This window comes from Pseudomonas sp. BAV 4579, assembly GCF_009765395.1.
GTDB classification, from domain to species: Bacteria; Pseudomonadota; Gammaproteobacteria; order Pseudomonadales; family Pseudomonadaceae; genus Chryseomonas; species Chryseomonas aestiva.
The window spans coordinates 25178-45579 of sequence record NZ_WHOV01000127.1 but is presented as its reverse complement, the minus strand read 5'-3'; the positions used below and the strand labels follow the sequence as shown (position 1 = coordinate 45579).

General features: G+C 60.2%; 38 protein-coding genes. 14 read left to right on the top strand and 24 right to left on the bottom strand.

Annotation, left to right across the window (positions count from 1 at the left end; genetic code table 11):
* Window positions 1-131 precede the first annotated feature (131 nt).
* From GSQ95_RS21130 to GSQ95_RS26225, 11 genes are all read right to left on the bottom strand, one after another.
* Window positions 132-1241, bottom strand: a complete 1110-nt coding sequence (locus GSQ95_RS21130) for a phage integrase Arm DNA-binding domain-containing protein (RefSeq protein WP_158891973.1) — start codon at window positions 1239-1241, stop codon at window positions 132-134.
* Window positions 1241-1453, bottom strand: a complete 213-nt coding sequence (locus GSQ95_RS21125) for a hypothetical protein (RefSeq protein WP_140221201.1) — start codon at window positions 1451-1453, stop codon at window positions 1241-1243. Before GSQ95_RS21125 ends, GSQ95_RS21130 begins: the two co-directional genes overlap by 1 nt.
* A 234-nt stretch (window positions 1454-1687) precedes the next feature.
* Window positions 1688-1849 carry a DUF1382 family protein gene (locus tag GSQ95_RS21120; RefSeq protein ID WP_256664675.1) on the bottom strand — a complete coding sequence of 54 codons (162 nt, stop codon included), beginning with the start codon at window positions 1847-1849 and terminating at the stop codon, window positions 1688-1690.
* Between the two features lie 20 nt (window positions 1850-1869).
* Window positions 1870-2145: a hypothetical protein gene (locus GSQ95_RS21115; protein WP_158891969.1), complete on the bottom strand. Its 276-nt coding sequence runs from the start codon at window positions 2143-2145 to the stop codon at window positions 1870-1872.
* Complete coding sequence (locus tag GSQ95_RS21110; RefSeq protein WP_158891967.1) at window positions 2142-2627, bottom strand: ead/Ea22-like family protein; 486 nt, start codon at window positions 2625-2627, stop codon at window positions 2142-2144. Before GSQ95_RS21110 ends, GSQ95_RS21115 begins: the two co-directional genes overlap by 4 nt.
* Window positions 2624-3019 carry a hypothetical protein gene (locus GSQ95_RS21105; protein ID WP_158891965.1) on the bottom strand — a complete coding sequence of 132 codons (396 nt, stop codon included), beginning with the start codon at window positions 3017-3019 and terminating at the stop codon, window positions 2624-2626. Before GSQ95_RS21105 ends, GSQ95_RS21110 begins: the two co-directional genes overlap by 4 nt.
* Window positions 3016-3489 carry a hypothetical protein gene (locus GSQ95_RS21100; protein WP_256664674.1) on the bottom strand — a complete coding sequence of 158 codons (474 nt, stop codon included), beginning with the start codon at window positions 3487-3489 and terminating at the stop codon, window positions 3016-3018. The genes GSQ95_RS21105 and GSQ95_RS21100 overlap by 4 nt, the downstream gene beginning before the upstream one ends.
* Before the next feature lie 292 nt (window positions 3490-3781).
* Complete coding sequence (locus GSQ95_RS21095; protein WP_158891963.1) at window positions 3782-3997, bottom strand: hypothetical protein; 216 nt, start codon at window positions 3995-3997, stop codon at window positions 3782-3784.
* The gene (locus GSQ95_RS21090) at window positions 3994-4485 is read right to left on the bottom strand and encodes a hypothetical protein (protein WP_158891961.1); all 492 of its coding nucleotides are present in this window, start codon (window positions 4483-4485) and stop codon (window positions 3994-3996) included. The genes GSQ95_RS21095 and GSQ95_RS21090 overlap by 4 nt, the downstream gene beginning before the upstream one ends.
* Window positions 4482-4925, bottom strand: coding sequence for an HNH endonuclease (locus tag GSQ95_RS21085; RefSeq protein ID WP_158891959.1), 444 nt, complete (start codon window positions 4923-4925; stop codon window positions 4482-4484). Before GSQ95_RS21085 ends, GSQ95_RS21090 begins: the two co-directional genes overlap by 4 nt.
* Window positions 4922-5992 (bottom strand): zinc finger-like domain-containing protein, encoded by a 1071-nt coding sequence (locus GSQ95_RS26225; protein ID WP_178118399.1) that lies wholly within the window; start codon window positions 5990-5992, stop codon window positions 4922-4924. Before GSQ95_RS26225 ends, GSQ95_RS21085 begins: the two co-directional genes overlap by 4 nt.
* 141 nt (window positions 5993-6133) lie before the next feature.
* On the opposite strand from GSQ95_RS26225, the gene GSQ95_RS21075 reads away from it, so the two are divergent.
* Complete coding sequence (locus GSQ95_RS21075; RefSeq protein WP_158891957.1) at window positions 6134-6937, top strand: hypothetical protein; 804 nt, start codon at window positions 6134-6136, stop codon at window positions 6935-6937.
* On the opposite strand, the gene GSQ95_RS21070 is transcribed toward GSQ95_RS21075, so the two are convergent.
* From GSQ95_RS21070 to GSQ95_RS21035, 8 genes are all read right to left on the bottom strand, one after another.
* A complete protein-coding gene (locus tag GSQ95_RS21070; RefSeq protein WP_158891955.1) occupies window positions 6921-7121 on the bottom strand; it encodes a hypothetical protein in 201 nt (66 codons plus the stop codon). The genes GSQ95_RS21075 and GSQ95_RS21070 overlap by 17 nt on opposite strands.
* A complete protein-coding gene (locus GSQ95_RS21065) occupies window positions 7118-7321 on the bottom strand; it encodes a hypothetical protein (protein ID WP_158891953.1) in 204 nt (67 codons plus the stop codon). The genes GSQ95_RS21070 and GSQ95_RS21065 overlap by 4 nt, the downstream gene beginning before the upstream one ends.
* Window positions 7322-7886: 565 nt before the next feature.
* Window positions 7887-8048, bottom strand: a complete 162-nt coding sequence (locus GSQ95_RS26310; protein ID WP_218580221.1) for a hypothetical protein — start codon at window positions 8046-8048, stop codon at window positions 7887-7889.
* A gap of 94 nt (window positions 8049-8142) precedes the next feature.
* Entirely contained in the window at window positions 8143-8517 is a 375-nt protein-coding gene (locus tag GSQ95_RS21055; RefSeq protein WP_158891949.1) for a response regulator transcription factor, read from the bottom strand.
* A gap of 11 nt (window positions 8518-8528) precedes the next feature.
* Window positions 8529-8741: a hypothetical protein gene (locus GSQ95_RS21050; RefSeq protein ID WP_158891947.1), complete on the bottom strand. Its 213-nt coding sequence runs from the start codon at window positions 8739-8741 to the stop codon at window positions 8529-8531.
* Entirely contained in the window at window positions 8738-8962 is a 225-nt protein-coding gene (locus GSQ95_RS21045) for a hypothetical protein (RefSeq protein ID WP_158891945.1), read from the bottom strand. Before GSQ95_RS21045 ends, GSQ95_RS21050 begins: the two co-directional genes overlap by 4 nt.
* Before the next feature lie 24 nt (window positions 8963-8986).
* Window positions 8987-9547: a hypothetical protein gene (locus GSQ95_RS21040; RefSeq protein ID WP_158891943.1), complete on the bottom strand. Its 561-nt coding sequence runs from the start codon at window positions 9545-9547 to the stop codon at window positions 8987-8989.
* Between the two features lie 393 nt (window positions 9548-9940).
* Complete coding sequence (locus GSQ95_RS21035) at window positions 9941-10210, bottom strand: DUF1654 domain-containing protein (RefSeq protein WP_158891941.1); 270 nt, start codon at window positions 10208-10210, stop codon at window positions 9941-9943.
* Window positions 10211-10532: 322 nt separating this feature from the next.
* Between GSQ95_RS21035 and GSQ95_RS21030 the strand changes: the two genes are divergently transcribed.
* Window positions 10533-11024, top strand: coding sequence for a pilin (locus GSQ95_RS21030; RefSeq protein WP_178118398.1), 492 nt, complete (start codon window positions 10533-10535; stop codon window positions 11022-11024).
* A gap of 51 nt (window positions 11025-11075) precedes the next feature.
* Here GSQ95_RS21030 and GSQ95_RS21025 read toward each other — a convergent pair whose 3' ends face one another.
* The 5 genes from GSQ95_RS21025 to GSQ95_RS21005 all read right to left on the bottom strand — a co-directional run bounded on the left by GSQ95_RS21025 (window position 11076) and on the right by GSQ95_RS21005 (window position 14885).
* The gene (locus GSQ95_RS21025; RefSeq protein WP_158891936.1) at window positions 11076-11420 is read right to left on the bottom strand and encodes a hypothetical protein; all 345 of its coding nucleotides are present in this window, start codon (window positions 11418-11420) and stop codon (window positions 11076-11078) included.
* Window positions 11421-11569: 149 nt separating this feature from the next.
* Entirely contained in the window at window positions 11570-11791 is a 222-nt protein-coding gene (locus GSQ95_RS21020) for a hypothetical protein (protein WP_158891934.1), read from the bottom strand.
* A 286-nt stretch (window positions 11792-12077) separates the two neighbouring features.
* Window positions 12078-13592, bottom strand: coding sequence for an ATP-dependent endonuclease (locus GSQ95_RS21015; RefSeq protein ID WP_158891932.1), 1515 nt, complete (start codon window positions 13590-13592; stop codon window positions 12078-12080).
* 118 nt (window positions 13593-13710) lie between these two features.
* Window positions 13711-13941, bottom strand: a complete 231-nt coding sequence (locus GSQ95_RS21010) for a hypothetical protein (RefSeq protein WP_158891930.1) — start codon at window positions 13939-13941, stop codon at window positions 13711-13713.
* Between the two features lie 191 nt (window positions 13942-14132).
* On the bottom strand, window positions 14133-14885 hold the full coding sequence (locus GSQ95_RS21005; RefSeq protein WP_158891928.1) for a LexA family transcriptional regulator: 753 nt from the start codon (window positions 14883-14885) through the stop codon (window positions 14133-14135).
* Between the two features lie 44 nt (window positions 14886-14929).
* On the opposite strand from GSQ95_RS21005, the gene GSQ95_RS21000 reads away from it, so the two are divergent.
* The 12 genes from GSQ95_RS21000 (at window position 14930) to GSQ95_RS20945 (ending at window position 20392) form a co-directional block, all read left to right on the top strand.
* Window positions 14930-15157, top strand: coding sequence for a carph-isopro domain-containing protein (locus GSQ95_RS21000; protein ID WP_158891926.1), 228 nt, complete (start codon window positions 14930-14932; stop codon window positions 15155-15157).
* A 150-nt stretch (window positions 15158-15307) separates the two neighbouring features.
* A complete protein-coding gene (locus GSQ95_RS20995) occupies window positions 15308-16015 on the top strand; it encodes a phage regulatory protein/antirepressor Ant (protein WP_158891924.1) in 708 nt (235 codons plus the stop codon).
* On the top strand, window positions 16012-16983 hold the full coding sequence (locus tag GSQ95_RS26660) for a hypothetical protein (RefSeq protein WP_158891922.1): 972 nt from the start codon (window positions 16012-16014) through the stop codon (window positions 16981-16983). The genes GSQ95_RS20995 and GSQ95_RS26660 overlap by 4 nt, the downstream gene beginning before the upstream one ends.
* Complete coding sequence (locus GSQ95_RS20985; protein WP_158891920.1) at window positions 16970-17764, top strand: hypothetical protein; 795 nt, start codon at window positions 16970-16972, stop codon at window positions 17762-17764. Before GSQ95_RS26660 ends, GSQ95_RS20985 begins: the two co-directional genes overlap by 14 nt.
* Window positions 17761-17970: a ninG protein gene (locus GSQ95_RS20980; protein ID WP_158891918.1), complete on the top strand. Its 210-nt coding sequence runs from the start codon at window positions 17761-17763 to the stop codon at window positions 17968-17970. Before GSQ95_RS20985 ends, GSQ95_RS20980 begins: the two co-directional genes overlap by 4 nt.
* Entirely contained in the window at window positions 17967-18287 is a 321-nt protein-coding gene (locus GSQ95_RS20975; protein WP_158891916.1) for a hypothetical protein, read from the top strand. The genes GSQ95_RS20980 and GSQ95_RS20975 overlap by 4 nt, the downstream gene beginning before the upstream one ends.
* Window positions 18284-18481: a hypothetical protein gene (locus GSQ95_RS20970; RefSeq protein WP_158891914.1), complete on the top strand. Its 198-nt coding sequence runs from the start codon at window positions 18284-18286 to the stop codon at window positions 18479-18481. The genes GSQ95_RS20975 and GSQ95_RS20970 overlap by 4 nt, the downstream gene beginning before the upstream one ends.
* Window positions 18478-18789, top strand: a complete 312-nt coding sequence (locus GSQ95_RS20965; RefSeq protein ID WP_158891912.1) for a Ref family recombination enhancement nuclease — start codon at window positions 18478-18480, stop codon at window positions 18787-18789. The genes GSQ95_RS20970 and GSQ95_RS20965 overlap by 4 nt, the downstream gene beginning before the upstream one ends.
* Window positions 18786-19136, top strand: coding sequence for a RusA family crossover junction endodeoxyribonuclease (locus GSQ95_RS20960; protein WP_158891910.1), 351 nt, complete (start codon window positions 18786-18788; stop codon window positions 19134-19136). The genes GSQ95_RS20965 and GSQ95_RS20960 overlap by 4 nt, the downstream gene beginning before the upstream one ends.
* Window positions 19133-19558 carry a hypothetical protein gene (locus GSQ95_RS20955; protein ID WP_158891908.1) on the top strand — a complete coding sequence of 142 codons (426 nt, stop codon included), beginning with the start codon at window positions 19133-19135 and terminating at the stop codon, window positions 19556-19558. The genes GSQ95_RS20960 and GSQ95_RS20955 overlap by 4 nt, the downstream gene beginning before the upstream one ends.
* Complete coding sequence (locus GSQ95_RS20950; RefSeq protein ID WP_158891906.1) at window positions 19536-19835, top strand: hypothetical protein; 300 nt, start codon at window positions 19536-19538, stop codon at window positions 19833-19835. The genes GSQ95_RS20955 and GSQ95_RS20950 overlap by 23 nt, the downstream gene beginning before the upstream one ends.
* A gap of 2 nt (window positions 19836-19837) precedes the next feature.
* Window positions 19838-20392 carry a hypothetical protein gene (locus tag GSQ95_RS20945; RefSeq protein WP_158891904.1) on the top strand — a complete coding sequence of 185 codons (555 nt, stop codon included), beginning with the start codon at window positions 19838-19840 and terminating at the stop codon, window positions 20390-20392.
* The last annotated feature ends 10 nt before the right edge of the window (window positions 20393-20402 follow it).

Below are 20402 nucleotides of genomic sequence, written 5' to 3'. Positions count from 1 at the left end.
TGGGGTGCAAGGGGTCGAGTGTTCGAATCACTCCGTCCCGACCAAATTAACGAGTAGGCTCAAGCACTTAGCGGCTTGGGCCTTTTTCGTTTCTGGGCTCCAATCAAAACATAATCAAAATCCAATCAAAATCAGCTGGCGATCTCACTGATATCGAGGTCCGGCACGGCGTCCGACCAGACCACCTCGGCGTGGTCGCGCTGATAGTTCTTGGTCATGTCCGCGCTGGCATGCCCGGCGATCTGCTGAGCCTCCCGGCCGGCACGTTGGTACAGGTGCAGCGACAGCGCCCGGACCTCGTGGAAGCCTGGCATTTCCTCCTCGCCCCATCCCTTGTAGCAGCCTGCTGCGTCCCGCGCGTCCTTGAATGCCCGGGTCAGGAATCGCTCCTCAATCGCCGTCCAGTGGTCCTTCGTCTGAGCCTGCTTCTGCTTCAGTCGCTCCGGCTTCCGGTGGATCAGGTAGGGCGATAGCACCTCGTCTCGACAGCGGGTCAGCACGGCCTGCAGCTGGGGCGTCACCTGGAAGCGGATCCAGGCGGCATCCGAGGCCTTCGAGGTCTTCTGCTGCACCACGTAGAGGAAGCCATCCCGAACGTCGTCGAACTTCATTCCCAGGATGTCGCTGCGGCGCTGGGCGGTGATCAGGGCCAGGTCGATAGCGTTCTGCAGCCAGCGTGGAGACTTTGCGCGGATTGCCTTGAGCCCTTCGATGGTGTGCCGCCGGCGCGCCTTCTTCTCCATGCGGGCGATGGTGTTCTCAGCCGGGTTGTCCGGCACCAGGCCCTTGGCTGCAGCGTGCTTGAACACGTCGACCAGGATGGCGCGCGCCTGGTTGGCCGCCCGCGGCGTCATGGGGTCCAAGAAGTCCGCGATCATCTTGATGGTGATCTGGTCCATCGGCTTGGCGCCCATGGCCGTGTCGATCTGCCGGATGCGGATGGTGTAGAGCTCCAAGGTAGCCTTGGCCAGCTCGCGCCCCGGCAGGATGTTCGTCACGTAGGTGACCAGGAACTGGTGCATGGTCACTGTTTCTCCCAGCACTCCGGCTACCAGGTCGGAGCCCGCCATCAGGCGGCTGTTCAGCTGCTTCGCTGCCTGGATAGCTCGCTGCCTATCGTTCCCCATCCCATGCCACGTCCCTGTGTCCGGCCGGCGATACTTGAAGTTCACCCCGCCGTTGTTCTCGTAGAGGTTGGGCGGCAGGCCCCGGTTCTTGATCTTCCTCGGCCTGGCTGCCATCACGCGGCGCCTCGAAGGACTGCATCCACCAGGTCGTCACCGGTGCGCTGCTGGTAGGCGGCCCAGTCGACGTACCAGAGCTTGCCGATCTGCTCGCCTGGCAGCTTGTCGTTCCGAAGCTGCTGGCGGATGGCCTGGGAGCACATCGGGGTGCCGTTCTCGCCCCAGACCCGGCGCTGAAACTCGCTCACCTTGATCAGCTCTCGCTTCATGGGTCACCTCTCGTTTCTCTACTGCTGTCCGGCTCATCAGGTGAGCCGATTGCGTGTTCGATTCGGCTCACTGGCGCCTCCCGCTAACCGCCAGGCGAATCAGGCGGCGATAGATGAATGCCCAGCGCCGGCCCTTGATCAGCAGCCGGCCATTCCTGCGCTTATCGCCCATCATGTCCCGGCGATGCTGGAGCTTCTCTCTGGGCGAGTCTCGGTAGACGGCAGGTCTCCAGCTCATGGCTGCTCTGCCTCCTCGGCTGCATGCGCGATTTCGCCCAGCCGCTCGTGAGCCAGGCGCGCCATGGCTGCGAACTCTTCCGGGCTGGCAACCGGCATTGGCACGAACAGCAGGCCGGCCTGGGTCATCTCGTGCGCCATGGCAAGGGCCTTACGCATGTCTATGGGGCTTGCTCGGTTCATGGCTTCACCCTCACGCCGGCAGCTTCGATGGCTTCTCGGCAGTCGTCTATGGCTTCGTCGTACTGCTCGGCTTCTGGGTTGGCGCGTCCACTGCGCGTTTGGTTGTAGGGCAGATGCCCGATCTTCGCTGGCAGCTCCACCACCAGCGCCTGGCGCGATGCCTGCCATGATGCGTAGGCCAGCTCTTCGAAAGCCAACTTCATAGCGCCGGTGCTAAGTCCGCCTGGGTAAGCGTTCGCGTACCATTCCTCAAACTCTTCTCTGCTGCTCATGGCTGCTCCTTGGTCATTGCCTGGTCGATTGATTTGCACGCGACGGATACCTTCCGGTACCAGTCCTTCAGCTTGCGATAACCCTGATCGCTGTGGCGGCCCCAAATTTCTAGGTCCTCCAGGGCTTCATCCAGCTCAGGCAGCAAGACCTGGAGTTCCGCCTGCGCCTTCAGCTCCGCGTTCTCCGCCTTGAGCTGGTCGCGCTCGGCGCAGACGCTCTGCATGTGGGCCACGGCGTTCTCGTGATTGGCGTTCGCTGCGTCCAGCTCATCCAGCAGAGCGAGGACCACAGCGGGATTGGCGGCGGCGATGAAGCGCGCATAGTCCGTCGATGCAGCCTCCGCCACTGGGCGCCAGGACTCGACATAGACAGTCTCGCCGTCCCGATACGCAGGGCAGACGAGTATTCCGTCGTTCCTCCAAAAGGCAGTGGTCAGCTTGCCCAACAGGTCCCGCAGTTGCTGCTGTACGAGGATGGTCATGGCTGAGCTCCTGCTGCGGGGAGGTTGTTGATGCTGACCACATAGCCCTCCGCCACTTCGCAATCAGCGACCAGGGCGTGCACCGGTCCGAGGGTCGCCAGAATCTTCGGCGCCAGGTCAGGGTTGGCTGCCAGTGCGCGCCGAGATCGGTGGATCCAGATGGTTTCCCCGGTCCCTGAGTGCCACAGGTCACTCCAGCTGGAGCACGTCTCGGCATCCTCCTTGGCGCCTTCCAGGTAGACCTGGGTATTGCAGCAGGGGCAGGGGTAGGTCATATCGGTGGGGTCATACCCTTCGTAATACTGGTCCTCATCGCAGAGGTACCCATCACCGCGACAGATCTGGCCGGCGTCTTCGTAGCTGCACCTTTCCGTAGCCATGAGAGCGCTCATGCGGCACCGCCTTGGACCTTGCGTCCCCAGGCGCAGACCGGGCCGTCTTCGGTGTCATGGATCGAGAGCATGAACCAGCCATCCCCTGCAGGCGGGGTGGGCGTCCAGCGCGAGCAGTCAACATCGCCGGCCTCGCAGTAGCGCTCGAACTCCTCGTCGTTGTCGCCTTCCATGGTGGTGAAGGTGGTTTCGATGCCGCGAGCCGCGATGTAGGCCTTGTACTTATCCAGCGGGATGTACTCCATGTCCTCCCACTCCGGCTCGCCCAGATAGTGAGGGTGGCACCACCAGCCCTCAGCATCGCGAACCACATCCATGGGCTCGATTTGAGCAGGGCGGCCTGAGTGCAATGGGCACAGGGTCAGATAGGTAACGTCGGAGTAGTCACCGCCGCCATTGCTGATCCTGATCTTGCAGCCACAGGCGGCTGGCTCGCCGTTTACGAATGCGATCGTGTTTTCCGTAGACATGACAGTCCTCATTCCGCGCCAGGGCGCAGGTTCAATGGGGTAGGGGTTAGGAGGCGATCAGGCGGACTTGCGAGGCCGGCCGCCCTTGCTGAACGGCGGGAACCGATAGTCCTGCAGGTTGCCCCTGGAGCAGCCGGTAGCTGCCATGATGTCCCGCGGCGCGTAGCCAGCCAGGAGCATCGCTATGATTGCGTCCTTGTGCTTAGTGGGAGCGCTCACTGTTCACTCCTCGCCAGCGGCCAGCACTGGCAGTCGTCGTCAGCCTTGTGGCAGCGGGGGCAGGTCAGCAGGATCATCGCTTGGCCTCCATCACTAGGATGGGGTCGTAGTAGTCGGCACAGAACAGAACACGACCGAAGTAGAAATCACCAGTCATGTTCGAGCCGATGCAGGCCTGTGCCTTTTCGCGACTCAAGAACTTGCCGCCAACCTGAGTCCAGCGCCTCTCGAATCTGCGGCGCACCTGCGCGTAGTAGATGCCCGAAGGCGAGTGGATGTGGATGCTCACACCTCACCCCCTTCGCCGGCCTGGGCGCGCAGGGCGCTGTGAAGCGCGAAGACCACGTTAGCGGACCGGTCGCCCGGGTCAGTCATGTGGAATTTCGTGGAGAACAGGAACTGCCAGTCTTTCGGCAGCCGGTCGAATTTGGCAGCGCTAGGGTCGCACTCGATCCACAGCACCGCCTCATCCCCATGCGCGGCGGCAGGCGGGGCGGTCCACAGGACACGGGTTTGAACAGCGTGGGGCGCTTCCGAATATTGTTCGAAAGTCTTATGGGAGCACTCTATCCAGTGCTTATCGTCTCTGAATCGCCACTGATACACCGGCTCACCAGCGGCGGGCTGGGTGGCTCGGCGGTTCCAGGCTTCGACGTCGAATGTCGACTTGTTCTCACAGCCCTCAGCATTGCACCAGGCTTTTTGGGTGCCTCGGAACGGAACTGAAGACTTAGCGGCGCCCCCGCAGAACGGGCACGGCAGGAGTTGGTTACTCATGGCGCAGGACTCCAAGACTGGTTTCGGATCACTTTGAGAATCGTGCAAGGGCTGACCTCATAAGCCCTGCCGAAAGCAGCTATCTCGCCTCGCTTTCCCGTGTACGAGCTTCTGATTTCATGGACCTGTTCTTTGGTCAGCCTAGCTCTCCCGTTCCCTTCGCCAGCCCTACTTGGTCGACGGCCACGCTCCGACATGTCAATCATGTTGTCCATGTGGGTCCCGAGGATGAGATGCGCAGGGTTGACGCAGCCCCGGTTGTCGCATTTGTGCCTGACGATCAGGCCCTCGATGTCGTCAAGGAAGAGGCCGTTTGCCTGGCAGTACACGAAGCGATGGTGCTTGATGCTGCGACCCTGATACTTGATGCGCCCGTAGCCGTATCCATCCAGCTTGTAGTGCGTCTGGATGCAGTCTTGCTGAGAGATTACCTGGGTCATTCCTCAGCACCTCCCACGGCAGCGTTGTTGTGTTCGCGGTCCTGCTCTACCAGGTATTTCCAGTGCTCGACCGCAGGCCAGGGCGATTCGATTACCACTGCTGAGACGCTGATGCCGGCCCAGCAAGGAAGGGCATTGAGTTCTGCGGCATGGGCTTCGGCCTCTTCCCCCGAGAAGGCGGCGTAGAGATCGTCTGGGCCTTGAGCGTGGACTGCCCAGAGCTGCTCGGCGGCGGGCTGGGTGGCGAGGGCGGCGCGTGCCTGCCAGAAGTGCCAGCTAACCAGCGACAGAAGGTCGATGTAGTCGCCCGCATCGCGTCGGGTGCCGTTCGCGAACGCCAATCCCTGTGTTGTACGGGTAACTGATAGGCCCTGCGCTTTGGCTAAGCCTTCAAACGCCGCCCGCTCATCCCCAGCCTGCGCGCCCTGGGAACAGAGAGTGGACTCAGTGCGGGCTCTGTAGGCAACCTCCATGTTGTACTTGGTGAACTTGGGTTCTTCGCCCTTACTGCCGTTGCGGTAGGCAAGATCGAGCCAGGTCCAGAAATCCACGGCCTGCGCGCCCTGGGCTTCCTGCGGCTGTCCTGATCCGTCACATGTACGGCACCGATCCTCGATCCAGTTACCGTCATGATCTTTCTCCATCACTGGAATGACACCATCGCCATTGCAGTCATGGCAGACACGGGCTTCCTCTTTGCAAGGGGCCATTGGCGAGTTCAGAATTTCTTCCAGCGTCTCGTATTGGACTTCTTTATGCTGCTCGGCCTGGGCGTGGCGGGCGAGGAAGGACTCAATACGACCGTCCAGCGTCCCCCACCCTTCGCCATCCTTCTGCATGACTTCGCCGAGCAACCCCACAGCCTCCGCCAGCTGCGCCTCAGCTTCGTTCGCGTCCCCTACAGCAGCGTCACCGCGAGCGCGCTCGACATCCCGCTCCGCCTCCACTCGCGCCAGGGCTTCGCGCTGGGCGGTGTCGCGGGAGCGCAGCTCGTCCGCGATGTCCGCGTAGTAGGTGCCGGATCCAGCGAGATCGCAAATGGTCAGCTCGAATTTCTCGTCGTTCATGATCAATACTCTGTCGGCACGCCAGATGGCGTGAGGGGAGGTAGGGCGGTGCTATACCTAAATCAACGTCCGCAATATGGATGGAATATGCCCGCCCTTCGTTATTAATGACGGAGCCAAGAAAAGCTGATCGGAGTTTTTATGACTATTCCTACGCTCGTAGAGGATGCGAAATTTCTCATTGAGAATGATAGGCATCTTGCAGCACTGTCGTTACTTCTTCTGGCAGTTGCTGGGTCCTCTAGAAGAAAATACCCGGACCGGAAAAACGTTGGTGATGGGCAGGCTTTTAAGTGGTTTCTAGGAGGAATGATCAGAAAGCTATTACTAAATGATGAAAATCTAGATGCACACGAAAGAATAGGAATAAGTGTTGAGGTTGATGGTAAGCAGCTACCAATGGAAGATGTGCTTTATAAGTATTACCGATGCGCGCTTGTTCACGAAGGTCAGCTTTCCGCAGAAGTTGCTATTGTTCCTTCTCGAGGAGGAGATTTGCGAGCTGGGGTTATAGGTGGGTCCATCAGCCTTGGGCCGGTGTTCGAGATTGATTATAGATGGATTGGTGTTCTGACTGCATGTGTTGTTCAGGCTCCTTGTAATGGCGCTCTTTTCGGTATTGAACACAATATCTGTGTGCTAAAAGCAGATATTGATGAGAAGGCGTTTGAGGCGGATTTGAAGGAGAGATTTGGGCTGAGTGACGCAAAGCTTGAATACGTTGTGGGAGTCGTCAAGAAGATCGGCCCTGAAAATGTAATCAGACAAGCAGACATTGTTTCCTTTGCGCGAGGACTGATCGAAAGCTTTACGTTGCATAACGGTGCTTTGCTGTCACTTCGGACCGACAATATCCGCTTTGCTGAAGACCCGGTTTATTACGAGCGCGCGGCAGATTTGCTCAAGTCTATTGCTATAGCTTATGAAACTAAGCGAGTTGTATAGCTTTAGCTTCACGCACCTGGGCCGCCTTGGTGTCAACCTCGGCACCCCGGGTCATCTCTCGCGGTGCCAGGTAGGGTTGGGTGGCGATGCTGCCGCCGGCGGCCAGGTACTGCTCGACGGCCTGGCCCAGGGTGGCGCGCTGCGGCTTACGCGCCCGGATGTCGTGCACGAAGTCGGGGATCATCCGAACAGCTCCTCTTCCGTGCGCAGAAGGTTTTCAGCGGTGCGGCGGGCTGCCGGCTTCTGATCGGCCTTTCGGTAGTAGTGGACCCAGGTGCCGCTGGAGCGGCGCTCGGCGCGATAGGGCCAGCACTCGAAGCCCAGCATGCGGGCACGCGAAATCACTGCCGCCGGGCTACGCCCGATGATAGGTAGGGTGATCATGATGATGGTCTCGGGATGGCGCCGAGCGGCGCGGGGTGACGCGGGAGGGGAATGCCCCGTGACGTGGGGCGACCGATCCGATCCTCGGGGTGAGTCCGATACCGAACTGCCGGTGATGCCCTCCGCCGGCTGGGGTCCGAGTTGCTGTTGGGTAGCACCGCTCGGCCGGCTGTAGCAGTTCGCTGAGGAGTAGGCGCTCCAGCTTGCCGCTACGTTTTTGAGAATGGACCGCTTCGCCGATAGTGCAAGCGAAGCGGCGGTGGGTGATGCAGTGCCAGTGCCTGTTGTGTGCTAACTGGCGCGACTCCGTCTTCCTGCATCGGAAAGGGGTGGCCGGTGCTGTGGTCTCCGGCTTCCGAGGTGTAGCGTTCTACAACGGTCACGCTGTCAGCCAGTCAGCCCTGGCATCACCCCTTTCCGATACAGTCCCCGTGACGTGGGGAATACGGCCTGGCCCTCGGCGGAGGTAGAAGCTGGTGACCAATGCCAGGCTGCCGGTGATGTGCGCTCCGCCGGCTGGCGCTCCTGGGTATCCGCCGGGGCGGCCCGCCAGGTCGGGGCTAGATCAGTTGGAGCGGGGCGGAGTGACCATCTCGGCGAAACGTGACATGTCACGCTGGGCGATCTGGTCGGCATGGTGGATCAGCAGGGTCAGCACCTCGGCCCGCTGCTCGAAGCCGCCGGCGGCGCACAGCCGGTCCAGGGCCTCGGCGGTTCGCTGGTACATTTCGAACGGCATCACCTGGTGGCCCAGGGCGGCCAGGCGCTCGGCTTCGCGCTTTCGCTGGTCAGCCTTCGCTCGGCGGCGGTCTTCGGTGTGGTCATGCGTAGATCTCCGGGGCTTCAGCGCGGCGCATCATCCGGACCTGGGCGGTGCGTCGCTCCGGTGCGCGGCGGTCGCGGCGCATCGGGTCTTCATCGAGGGCGGCATGGGCAACCACCAGGGCGGCCAGCACCATGCAGAGCGGGCTGATGATCTTGCGCTTCATGGCCTCGGCAACCAGCTGCGGGGCGCGTTGCACGCCTAGCTTGAACATCGCGCTGCTGACTCGTTTGGTGACGGTCATGGGGGCGATCGCCATGTCCCGGGCGATCTGCTTGTGAGTCAGGCCGCTGGCCAGGCCCATCACGCATTCCAGCTCTCGCGGAGCCAGGCCCATGCCTAGGCGTCCTTGCCATTGCCCTACAACGATCATGATGTGTGTCCCTACGCTGCTGTGGCGTAATCGCTAAGAATGTCTTCGAAGCCGGCGATGGTTTGCCGGAGGATGTGCGCCTGGCAGTGATCAGCCGTCGCCAGGTCTTTACGGCATATCGCCACGAGATCCTCGACGTGGGGGATCATGTTCACCCGGCGAATGAATGGGTCGCAGCAGGCTTCGATCTGGCCGCGAAGCCAGACGGCGTATGGCTGGCTCATGACGAACTCCTCAATACCTGTATGCCTCTGGCAGTGCCGGGAATCAGCTTCACGTAGCCTTTCTTCTCCAAGGCCACCAGGTGCTCATGCGGCCCGTTGTGCGAGGCCATTCCCAGCACTTCGGCCAGCTCCGCCCGAGTAGGCGGGTATAGGTTCTCGTGCATGAAGGCCTCAACGGCCAACAGTACCTTGCGTTGGCCCTCTGTCAGATCGTTGGCCATGTCGGCCTCCTGTTCAGCAGGTGTCTATTTGGATTCGAGTTGGTCAGCCCATTCGGCTAGCGCTACGCACACGCGCTCTTCATAGCCGTCCGTTGAGCGGTAAAGCTGTACGGCCTGCCTGATCACGCCGGCCTTTGCATGGGCCCAGGCCCGGTGTGCTTCATCCTGGCAGTGAAAGCTGCCGACGCTGGTACGGCTGCCATCCAGCCAGCGAACCCTGGCCATGTATGGCTTGCCGCGCTGTGTGTGAGAAACGCCTCTGAGCAGCCCGGATGCGGGCTTTTCGCGGTCGATCACGAGAGAATTCAGATACGCCGGTACGAAAACCGAAGTCTCAGGCCTGTAGATTTTTTCAGCTGGACTCAGGATGTCCTTGTCGAGCTGATTTTCAAGCCAAGGCTTCTTCTCCATCCAGGCCCTGAACTCGCTGAACGTCAGCCAGGCCTCTGCTACCTGGCATCCTTCGTAATAGGGGTCATCGCGACCGGCGAAGCAACGTCGTAGCATGCCTTTCCATCTGCTGTAGAACGGGCAGTTGTGTTGACTCTTCAGGTCGTTGATGCCTACTCCGTAAACCAGATCCATATTCATCACCTCTGCATCAAAGCGACCTGGCAGGTGGCTTTGATGCTGGCCCTGTCTCCAAGGCCAGCGAGGAAAACTGCTATGCCGGTGTTACGCGCCACCGCCGGCTGGGCGACTACTTGTTCGGGGGATCTGAGATCCCAACAGCCACCCACGCTGGTATGCCGGTGGCTCTCCATTTCGGTGCTTTACGCTGCACACCTTGGGGGAGGCGTCCCATCTCAAGAGGTTGGCTTTAAGCCCTGGGTCTCCTGATCGCTACCCGGGGCGGCTTGCGCTGCCGATGGATTAAATATGTACCATAGGTTCAATGTCGGTCAAGTACCAAAAGTACAGATTTTGCCGTAGGCATGAAAAAGCCCGCTCGGCGGCGGGCTCTCGGTGATCGGCGGATCAGTCCTTGGTGACGGTCCAGAAGATCTGGACGCTCCCATCATCGCGATGGGCAATGGTCACGTTGTCGTGCTCTGTGAGCTCCGAGAGGATTTCTTCCCAGTCCGCATCGTCATCGCCAGGCATCCGCTCCAGCAGGGCCGACTTTTCCTTCTGCGCCGTGGGTGAAGCGATGTTCCGCTGCACTCGGCCGCGTAGCACCTGGCGCCTGGTCTGAGCCAGGGTCTGGGCATTCTTCTCGGCGGCTGGCTTGGCTGTGACTGTGGGCATGGGTTACCTCCTTACTTTGATACTGTTTAAATGTACAGTAGTGCAGCGAGGCGGCATCCGCAAGGTGAGATGGGTAGCACAAAAGGACTAGGCACAAAAAAGCGCTCGGGGCACCGGGTCTGGCTGTCGTCTGAGGATTGTAGAAGCACATCGCTATCAAATTGAGCGGCGCGTCACGCTATATATGACAGATTTTGTCAGTTGTAGCTGAAGAATGTGCGCCCAGAATGCCTGCGATGCAGATACAGTGCGGTTTCGGAGGTTGGCACGCCGGATGCAATAGCGAAGCCCAGGCGCTGTGCCTTCACCCTTGGAGTGAATGATGAACAACCAGAAAGGCTTTACCCTGATCGAACTGATGATCGTCGTAGCGATCATCGGCATCCTGGCCGCAATCGCTATTCCGCAGTACCAGGACTACACCGTGCGCGCACGGGTTACTGAAGGCCTGAGCCTCGCGTCCGGTCTGAAGACAGCTGTCTCTGAGGCATACTCCTCGCAGGGCGCGCGCAGCATGATCTGTGGTACCACTACGAACACAAACTGCGATGCGATCAACGCCACTCCGCCTGCTGCCACTAAGAACGTCGATTCCGTTCAGTCTGCAGCAACCGGTGTAATCACTATCACCTATCCTGCCACTTTGGGTGGTGGCGGCACGATCGTCTTCACTCCTGCTACTGCAGCTACCGCGACCGCAGCTACTCCCACAGCTGTGGATCTCAGCACCACCAACGGCGCTACTTTCGTGTATACCTGCCGTGCCGGCACGCTGCCAGCGAAGTACGTGCCTTCTTCGTGTAAAGCTTCCTGATTTTAGGAATGCTTGAAAGGAGCCCGCCCAGTGCGGGCTTTTTTATGCCTGCTACATCATGGCCCTGAGAGCGTTAGCGGCAATCCTGATGTTTTCCATCTGGGACTCTCGCTCGTCCCTTCTACCGCGAAAGTATCCCCACCTCTCGGCCAGCTTCACCGCCATGTGCATGTCGTTCTCTTTGAATGCCTGAAGCCCCTTTGCCACGGTCAGATCTTGAAATTTAGAGAAAAGGACGCGCTCCGATTTTGCGATCGCTTCCTCCTTCGTCTCGTAGAACTCGGTGTGCTCGTAGTCCTCAATCAGGAAGGTATACCGGCCACCCTGTTCCTCCGACAGTCTACGGATCTTGATGAAAGGGAAGTCAGGATGTGTGGCAGTAGATTGGCGAGCCATGGCATTTTCCTTCGGACATGAAAAAGGCCCCAGCTTTCGCATGGGGCCCTGCGCCTGATCCAACCTCGGGAGTAAGAAAGGCGCGATATGAAGATAACCCCTGAGGACGCTGCGCGCAACGTTGGTAGACCTTCGGTAGCGCTCTTGGTCTACGACCTGCGCTGGCCAGCGCGCTCGGCTATGAGGTCGGCCAACGCATCGGCTATCACATGCGAGTTCTCTTCGAGGGTAATCATGTGCAGCTCGACAGCCTTGCCGACGTCGACTGAGCCGCGATCAACGACCCAGGCCGTCAGCTCCTCGATGGCCATGCCGAGGGCCATCTGATTATCATTGAGGCGGTAGAGCAGGGCGAGTAGGGGATCTTCCATAGCGACCTCCGAGGTAAAGCACCATCCTAGCCCTAAATCGTGACAGGAGGGGTAGGCGGGGATTCCCGGTGACCAGAAACGGAAAGCCCAGCGCAGGGCTATTCCGGGCTCAGCAGTACCGCAATATGGTGAAGGCTGAAGTAAACCGGCTACAGAGCGGGAAGCCGCGGGAGTAGCGCAGAAGTGATCAAATGGGCGGCTTGAATGGCATTGCCGCTATAGGATTCCGGCGAGCAAGGGGGGGCGCCGCCGGATAGAACAGTGCCCTAAAGTGTATCTCGACGACTCAGTATGCAACATCTCCTAGGACGACTTGCTCCGTCTCAGACGGCAAGTGCACTCGGAAGCCGTCCACAAAGCGATTCAAGTCATCTGGATGAAACCTTGCCCAGATGCTCATAAAAGCCTCGCGTACTCTAGCTTCTGGGATTAGCCCAAGCTTCTTCCCTATCTGAGAGAAGATTGTGTGTTCGTCTCGGTTAGTGTTCGCGACGCTTCTAACTATCTGTGTTATCTCCTCTGCTTTTTCATACGGTTTGAGAAGTGCAACTGCGAGCTCTCCGGCCGATTGCTCTATCACTTCTAGAACCTTGTTGAAAACATATCGCTCTGGGCTTTCGCCAGGCAGCTTGAAGATAAGCTTTTCTTTATCCTCGTCGTACTTTGAGTCACCATCCAGTATGCAGATGGATCTAACCTTTGACGCTGGGCTGATATTATTATCTTTATGAACACGCTGAGCGGTTCCGTCGCCCTCCATAGGGTAGATGCCTATTGCATCAAGCGAGATTCCATCTGTGTTTCTAAGGATTTCCTCCACCCATACTTTTGTGAAATTGTCTTCAACAAAGATTGCGAGTCGAGAATCTATTATGCCACTTATGGCCCGCAGTGATGCGATGTCCAATTTGCCCTGATAAAGACTGCCCTTAACCGCTGCCCAAATAGCCTTGTCTGGTAGAGGTCTTATTGCATCGTTAGAGTGAGTTGTAAAGATGACTTGAACCTTTCTGCGTTGGGCGAGATCGATCAGATACTCTACAAGTCTAATGGTCGCAAGTGGGTGAAGGCCATTTTCAATTTCTTCGATCAGTACAAGCGACTGTTCTGACATGGTTTCGAGTTCAACGACCATCCGAATAATACTAGATTCGCCTGCACCGAAGTGGAACTCCGAGTATTTGTCTCCCTGCGGTGTCTGGCCCGCGAGTAGAGTGACCTTTCCCTTTGAATCAATTTTAAGGAAACGGAACTCCTTTACGTCCTTATCAAGGATACGTGCAACCGCCTCTGCAGCCGCGCTCGGAATGTTTGAAATCGCGGAAGGCTTAACGTCGAATTTGCTGGACATGCACTTAATAAGATGAGGTCTTTCATTTGCGGGAACTGTCCTAGATACTCCAAAAACCCTCACGTCTCGCGCAACAGTGTCCCGGCTCCACTTTAAGTTGGTGAACTTTGCACTTCTTTTGATTGAGTCTTGTTGTTTTACGTCGCGGTCCAGGATTTCATATTCAAATTTCCAGTTTTGCATGCTTTCGTCGAACTTACCGCTTTTGGAGAAGAATAGCGACGGCTTTATATTTCTATATGCCAAGGCGGCTGCCCCCATGAGGGTTGTTTTGCCTCCCCCGTTTGGTCCAATTAAAGCAGTTACCGGAAAGTCGAAAGTAATCGTTTTATTCTCATAGCTTCTTGCTCGCTCGATATTTATCTTGCTGAGATATTTTTTGTAATTCCTCTTCTGGACCTTCTCAAATAGTCCTATTATTTCGCTATCTCTAATTTCACTTTTATACATGAGTGGTGGTCCGTCGACGATTAGGTTTCCAGAGGTGCTGAAGAGAGCTTTTTTTCGTGATTACTTTAACGAAGTTCGCTGTCGGTATGTTCAATGAAGATGCATACATTCGTGACAGTCAGAAATAACGGCGTACTCGCCACACTTTTGATGGTATGGTTTTATACCAATGATTACCGAAGAGGGCTTGGGCAAAGGCACCTAGTTCGCAGAGCTGAGTTTTTCGGCTATCTACTGGTTTAGTAAACGCCAGGCATTCCGCAGCTGCAGCCGGCGCTAAAGCGACGTCCTTGGCGAGTATTGGCGCGCCGAGAAAGAGGGTGACCGAGCTGGTCAGGAGGTATCGCATACAGGCTTCCTTGCTGTGTGGTCACCAGGGGTATCGGCATCCTGCCGGCTGGCTTTAGGTCATGTTGTCAGCCGAAGCATGGCGCTGACGAACAGTCCCGCCAGCCCCATCGTCATCGCTATCGCAACAGCCCCCAACACCTTTGCTTCCTTTCTGGATATCTCGTCCATGAGCCCCTCCCGTGCTTGCTGTCAAACCTTCTCGAGCTTGGCGATCACCACGCCCTGGATCACCGCGTCCCCGTCGATCTGGAAGAACGGCTCCGGCCAGGCCGGGTTGATCGCCTTCAGGTACTTGTGCGAACCCTCGATCACCAGCTGCTTGAAGCTGGCCTCTTGCTCGTCCACCAGCTTGACCACGACGAAGCTGCGGTTGATCGCTTCAACCTCGGGGTCCACGTAGATGATGTCGCCTTCCCCGAACGATTTGCCGCCATGGGGGTTGAACATCGAATCACCGCGCACACGCAGCGCAAACGTCCAGGTGCTATGAGGAACAGGGCAGGGTAGGTATTGCTCGGCCATGCCTGGAGCGTAGGCCTCTGTGGCTTCTTGAAAGGATCCAGCTTGCACCCAGCTAATCAGCGGGATGTTGCCGCGGTTGGCCGGCGCCGGCTCGGTGTTGGCGGGCTCAGTAGCTTGCGCAGCAGGGATGCTGTGCCGCTCCAGGCCTTCACCGTATTCAAGCCACTCCCGGCGCACTCCCAGCTCGCTCGCCAGCTTCAGCAGCTTCTCCGATCCAGGCACTGTCTCGCCATTTAGCCACTTGCTGGCCGCCTTCGCCGTTACGCCGGTGGCTTTCGCTAGGCGAGCGCCCGCACCCCAGTCCTGCCAGCCGGCAGCTGAGATCGCTTTCTTCAGGCGTTGAGCGAAGCCTGATCGCAAATCCGATGAATGAACCATGAGTTCAATAATCGCACGGCTTGCCTGTACTTTCAGTTCCATCTTAATATGTACTCCGGGTACAAATTTAAGTCGTAGGAGAAGCCATGAGCTTGCTCAGAGAAGCGGTCGATGCCGTAGGTGGAGTCGAGAAAGCGGCCGCGCTTTGCGGCGTCAGTCCTCGGGCTGTTTACAAGTGGCTGAAGGCCGGAAGCCTGCCCCGCACTGACTACACCGGCGAGACCCGCTATGCCTCGCTGCTGGCTGGTGCATCGGAAGGTCGGGTGGCTGCCAACGTCCTGTTGGCTGAGACCTCTCCGGGTCGGGCCGCCTGACCATGGAGCCCATTATCCACGGGATGGCATTGCGCCAGCAGTCACCCGTAGTAGCTGTGATTCCGTCCAGTACGCGAATCGCAGGCAAGAAAAAGCCGGGCTGCAACCCGGCTTCGATACAGCAGTAACAACATCTGGAGTGATCCGAGTATGAACGACCTGATCCTTACCGGCAACACCCTGACCATGAGCAGCCGCGAGATTGCGGAGCTGGTCGAGAAGCAGCACAAGGACGTCATTCGAGATATCCGCGTGATGCAAAAGGCCCTGGAAGAGGATGGCGCAGATTTGCGCCATCTCCGCGAAGAGAAGGATGGCCGCGGCTACACCAGCGCTTTCTACCTCGATAAGGACCTGACCGAGACCCTGATCACCGGCTACAGCATCCCGCTGCGGCACAAGGTGATTCGCCGCCTGCACGAACTGGAGCGCATCATCGCCCCGGTCCTGGCCTTAGCGCCACCGCAGTCCTTTTCCGCCGCTCTTCGACTGGCCGCTGATCAAGCCGAGCAGCTTGAGCGCCAGCAGGCTGCCCTGGACGAGGCCGCGCCGAAGGTTGCCGCTCATGACCGCATCGCCGGCTCCCGCGGCGCAATGTGCATCACTGACGCCGCTAAGCACCTCCAGGTGCCGCCTCGCCGCCTGTTCGACTGGCTCCAGCAGCACCGCTGGATCTTCCAGCGCCCCGGTAGCAGCCGCTGGATTGGTTACCAGCCGCGCATCCAGTCCGGTTTCATCCTCCACAGGATCACACCTCTCGGCCCCGATGATCAGGGCGAGCTCCGCGCTGCCACTCAGGTGCGCATCACTCCCAAGGGTCTCGCCAAGCTGGCCCTGCTAGTAGGGGAAGCACTGTGAAGCTGCAGGAACTGCTGGATCGCCCGATCGCCTTCCAGCGCGCATTTGTGGGCCTGGGCATCGGTATCACCGGCGCGCTGATGCTTTCCCAGGCCGTGTACTGGTCGACCCGCACCGACGACGCTGACGGCTGGTTCTACAAGACCATGGAGGAGTGGGAGGCCGAGACCGGCATGACCCGTTCCGAGCAGGAGAGCGCCCGGAAGAAGCTGGTGAAGGTCGGCGTGCTGGAGGAGATGAAGAAGGGCGTTCCGTGCCGCCTGTTCTACCGCGTCAGCCTGGACGCTATCGTCGCAAACTTGGATGCGGGAACCCTGAAATCCAGTATGCGGAAATCCCGCAATCCAGTTTGCAGGAATCCTGCAAACAAGGATGCAGGAAAGCCGCAGGCAAGCGTGCAGGTTTCCAGCAGCCAAGCCTGCGGAAATCCCGCAGACATTACAGAGAATACAACAGAGATTACTTCAGAGATTACGGCAGAGAGCTTGCAGCCCGGGCCGGCGGCGCCGTCCCAGCCCGCCGTGCTGACGCTGGTCGCTGACCAAGGTCCTCGCGTTGCCATCCCTGAAGACATGCCCGGTCCCAAGGACCAGACCTGCAAGACGTTCAAGGCCTGGGCGAACTACGCCATGGCCTACCGCAAGCGCTACGCCGCCTGGCCGGTGTGGAACGCCAAGGTCGCCGGCCAGGTGGGTCAGCTGGTTGACCGCCTGGGCGCCGACATCGCCCACCACGTCGCGGCCTACTTCGTCGGCATCAACGACTCCCGCCTGATCAACGGCTGCCATGGCCTGGGCGACCTGTTGGCCCGCGCCGAGGCCTACCACACCCAGTGGGCCACCAACCGCCAGATGAACGCGACCACTGCCCAGCAGCAGGAGCGCAAGCAAGCCAACCTGAACGCCGGCCAGGAGGCTGCCCAGCGCATCCTGAACCGCGGGGAGCGCCGCGCGAATGAATTCCTCTGATCGCTTGAGCGCTGACCAAGTCGCCCGGCTGGCCCTGGCCATCGTGGCCACCGCCGAGGTCCTGGGTCAGACCCTGACCGCCGACGCGGCTGAGCTGATGGCCGAGGACCTGGCCGACTATACGGCTGAGGCCGTAGGCGCCGCGCTGAAGGCCTGTCGCCGCCAGCTGGCCGGCAAGCTGACCCTGGCCGCCATCTTGGAGCGCGTTCAGGCCGCCGACGGCCGCCCTGGCAAGGACGAGGCCTGGAGCATCGGCCTGTCTTCCTCGGACGAGTTCGAGACCGTCGTGATGACGGAAGAGATCCGCCAGGCCATGGCGGCGGCAGCGCCGATCCTGAAGGTCGGCGACAAGGTCGGTGCCCGGATGGCCTTCCTGTCCACCTACGAGCGCCTTGTGCAGCAGGCGAGGGCCGCCGCGGTTCCCGTCAGCTGGAGCATCTCCGTCGGCTTCGACGCCCAGCGCCGTATCGCCGCCGTCGAGCAGGCAGAGCGCCTCGGCCGTGTCAGTCCCGCTATCGCCGCCGAGCAGCGCCTGCTGCTGGGTCACGAGGCGCCCACCAAGAACGGCCAGGCCATTGCCGGGCTGATCACCGGCAACCCCGCGCCGGCCACCGCCGACGTCCAGGCCCGCCTGTCAGTCATCCGCGACGACCTGGCCAAGAGCCGCCGCGAGAGGGAAGAGCGCCGTCAGCAGGCGGTCGTCCAGGCCACCCAAGACCTCGACGAGCGCCGGGCCCAGGCCCTGGCCGCCATCGAGCAGATGCGGAGAGCGAAGTCATGAAGTGGCACGCCCAGGGCGAGTACCTCGTCATCAGCAACACCATCCCCGCCTACAAGGTGTGCAAGGTCTTCATCGGCGCCGAGGCCGAGTACCGCCCGAGTTTTTCCGGCGAGTTCATCAGCCTATTCGTACCGTCCTTCGACGAAGCCAAGGCCATCTGCGAAAGGCATCACCAGATCATGGGCGAAGCCCAGGAGGCAGCATGAATCACAACTTCAAGCCGGGTGACCTGGCGCTGATCGTGGCTGACGGAAATCCCGAGAACGTTGGCAAATGCGTAGAGCTGGTAGAGCTAGTTCAACCCGGTGCCTGGTATGTATGCCCGGTACCTAACACTCTCCCGTGTGGCCTTCTGAGGAACTGTCACCAAGGAGCCGTCTGGGTATGCCTTGGTGATTTTTCTGGCTTCACGAATGAGGGAGAGGCCATTCACGGTTTCTGCCAGAAAAGCCCGACTCGGCTCATGCCCCTGCGCGGCGACTTTGCGCCTGAGCGCCAGAAGGCGCAGCAGGTGCCGGCATGATGTTCACCCAGGAGGAATACGAGGACGCTCGGCGCCTGGCCTTCGACCAAGGCTTCTGCCGCGGCTCGGGCATGCACCCTGACGTCCCCCGCACCGAGGGCTATATCAACCTGCGCGAGCAGGACCTGGCCAAGCAGGTTAAGCGTGAGCGCCGGGCCCCGCGCCCGCGCGCTGCTGGCGAGGTGTCGGAATGAAGGGCAAGAGCCCCAGCGCCGCCGAGAAGCGCTTCCACACCGCCCTGGCTGCTCTGGGCTGCATCGCCTGCCGCCTGGATGGTCGCCTGAACCCGATCGTGAGCATCCACCACATCGACGGTCGCACCCGGCCCGGCGCCCACCTGCGCGTGCTGCCGCTTTGCGCTGGCCACCACCAGGATGGAACCGGCATGCCTGGCCTGATCGCCGTCCACCCCTGGAAGCGCCGCTTCGAGGATCGCTACGGCAGCCAGGACGAGCTGCTGCAGCGCTGCCATGGCCTGCTGGCCGAAGCAGGTGCCGCATGACTGGCATCGTTCTGCCCTGGCCGCCTAGCAACAACACCTACTACCGCCGCGTCGGCACCAAGACCCTCATCAGCGAGAAAGGCCGGCAGTACAGCCGCGCCGTGACCCAGCTATGCGCTGTGGCCAGATTGAAGCGCAGGGAAGGGCGCCTCCAGGTGGTCATTACGGCCTGCCCGCCAGATCGACGCCTGCGCGACCTGGACAACATGCTCAAGGGGCTGCTCGACGCGCTCACTCATGGCGGTGCCTGGGTCGACGACAGCCAGATCGATGACCTGCGCATTATCCGCGGCCCGGTGACCGCCGGCGGCGCGGTATCGGTTGAGATTGGAGATATCCCGGCATGAACCACCCAGCACAAGACCTGGCCGGCCTGGCCCGGCAGATCCTCGGCCACTCGCTGGTCGTACTGCTCAGCCACCACGACAAGGCCTACCAGGCCGCTCCGGAGAACGCCCGCGCGCTGATCGCCGAGATGGCTGCCGTGTCTGCCCGCCGCCTGGCCGCCGCCACAGATGAGGAGCTGCGCCGCCGCTGGCAGGTACTGGAGGATCAGCGGAGCCAGTGCTTCGGGCGGATCTCTGCCGCTCAAGGCCTGCGCTCTGGCCGTGGCCGGGGTGACCGGTTCAGGTCCTGGCGCGACACCAGCACCATAGACCGCGCCGCCGAAGAAAAGGCCCAGCGTGACATGTCACGGTTCCAGACCGAGAAGGACCTGATCACCGAGGAGATCGACCGGAGGGCCAATGCGCAAGCAGCACGGGCCTGACCTCACCCGGAAGGTGAAGCCGATTTCGCGTTGCGTGACATGTCACGGGCGCGGCGTCACCAAGGGCGTCTTCTACGAGATGGAGTGCGACACCTGCGCCGGCACTGGCTGGGTCGACTACACCACCGGCCAGGCGATGCCCGCCGAGGATCTGGTCTTCACCCTGAGTCACCGCCTCCTGCACCTGGAACAGCAGCTGGCCACCCTGCAGCGGATGCAGCCCTACGAATCGAGCAACCGCCGCGGGCCGCATGGCTCGCACCGCACCGGAGACTGACCATGCAGAGTTTCAGCAGTAGCAAGGTATCCACCCTGGTTCGCATCCTCCTCGCCGGCAGCGAGGGCAAGACCGCATCCGCCGCCTGGGTGGACGCCGACCAGGATGGAAGAGGGGGCTTCGGTGGTCTGTCGCGCCAGGAGCGCTTCGAGCTGGACTGCGAATATCGCGCCTACCTGCGCAAGCACCTGAAGGAGCGCCACTGGGACGCGCTCATCGCCCGCTATACCATAGAGCCAGCCGACCGCGCCCCGGCCATCAAGCGCCTGGCCCGGATCATCGCCACCCCGGCGCACAGCCACTTCAAGTCCTACGCCGTCCTGGCCTGGGCTATGCCCCAGCGCGCCGGCGTTGAGGGCAAGCGCTCCACCATCGTGCTGCGCGAGAACATCTACGACATGGCGCGCTGGGACAACAACCAGGGCACCTCCGAGCGCACCATGCGGCGCTGGCGGGGCTATATCAACGAGATGCTAAACGAGGCCCTGAGTTTGGCGATTGCTGCTGCAATTCACCTACTTGAGGGTCAGGAATTGTTCGAAAGAGAAGTTGCTTGACAGGATTGGC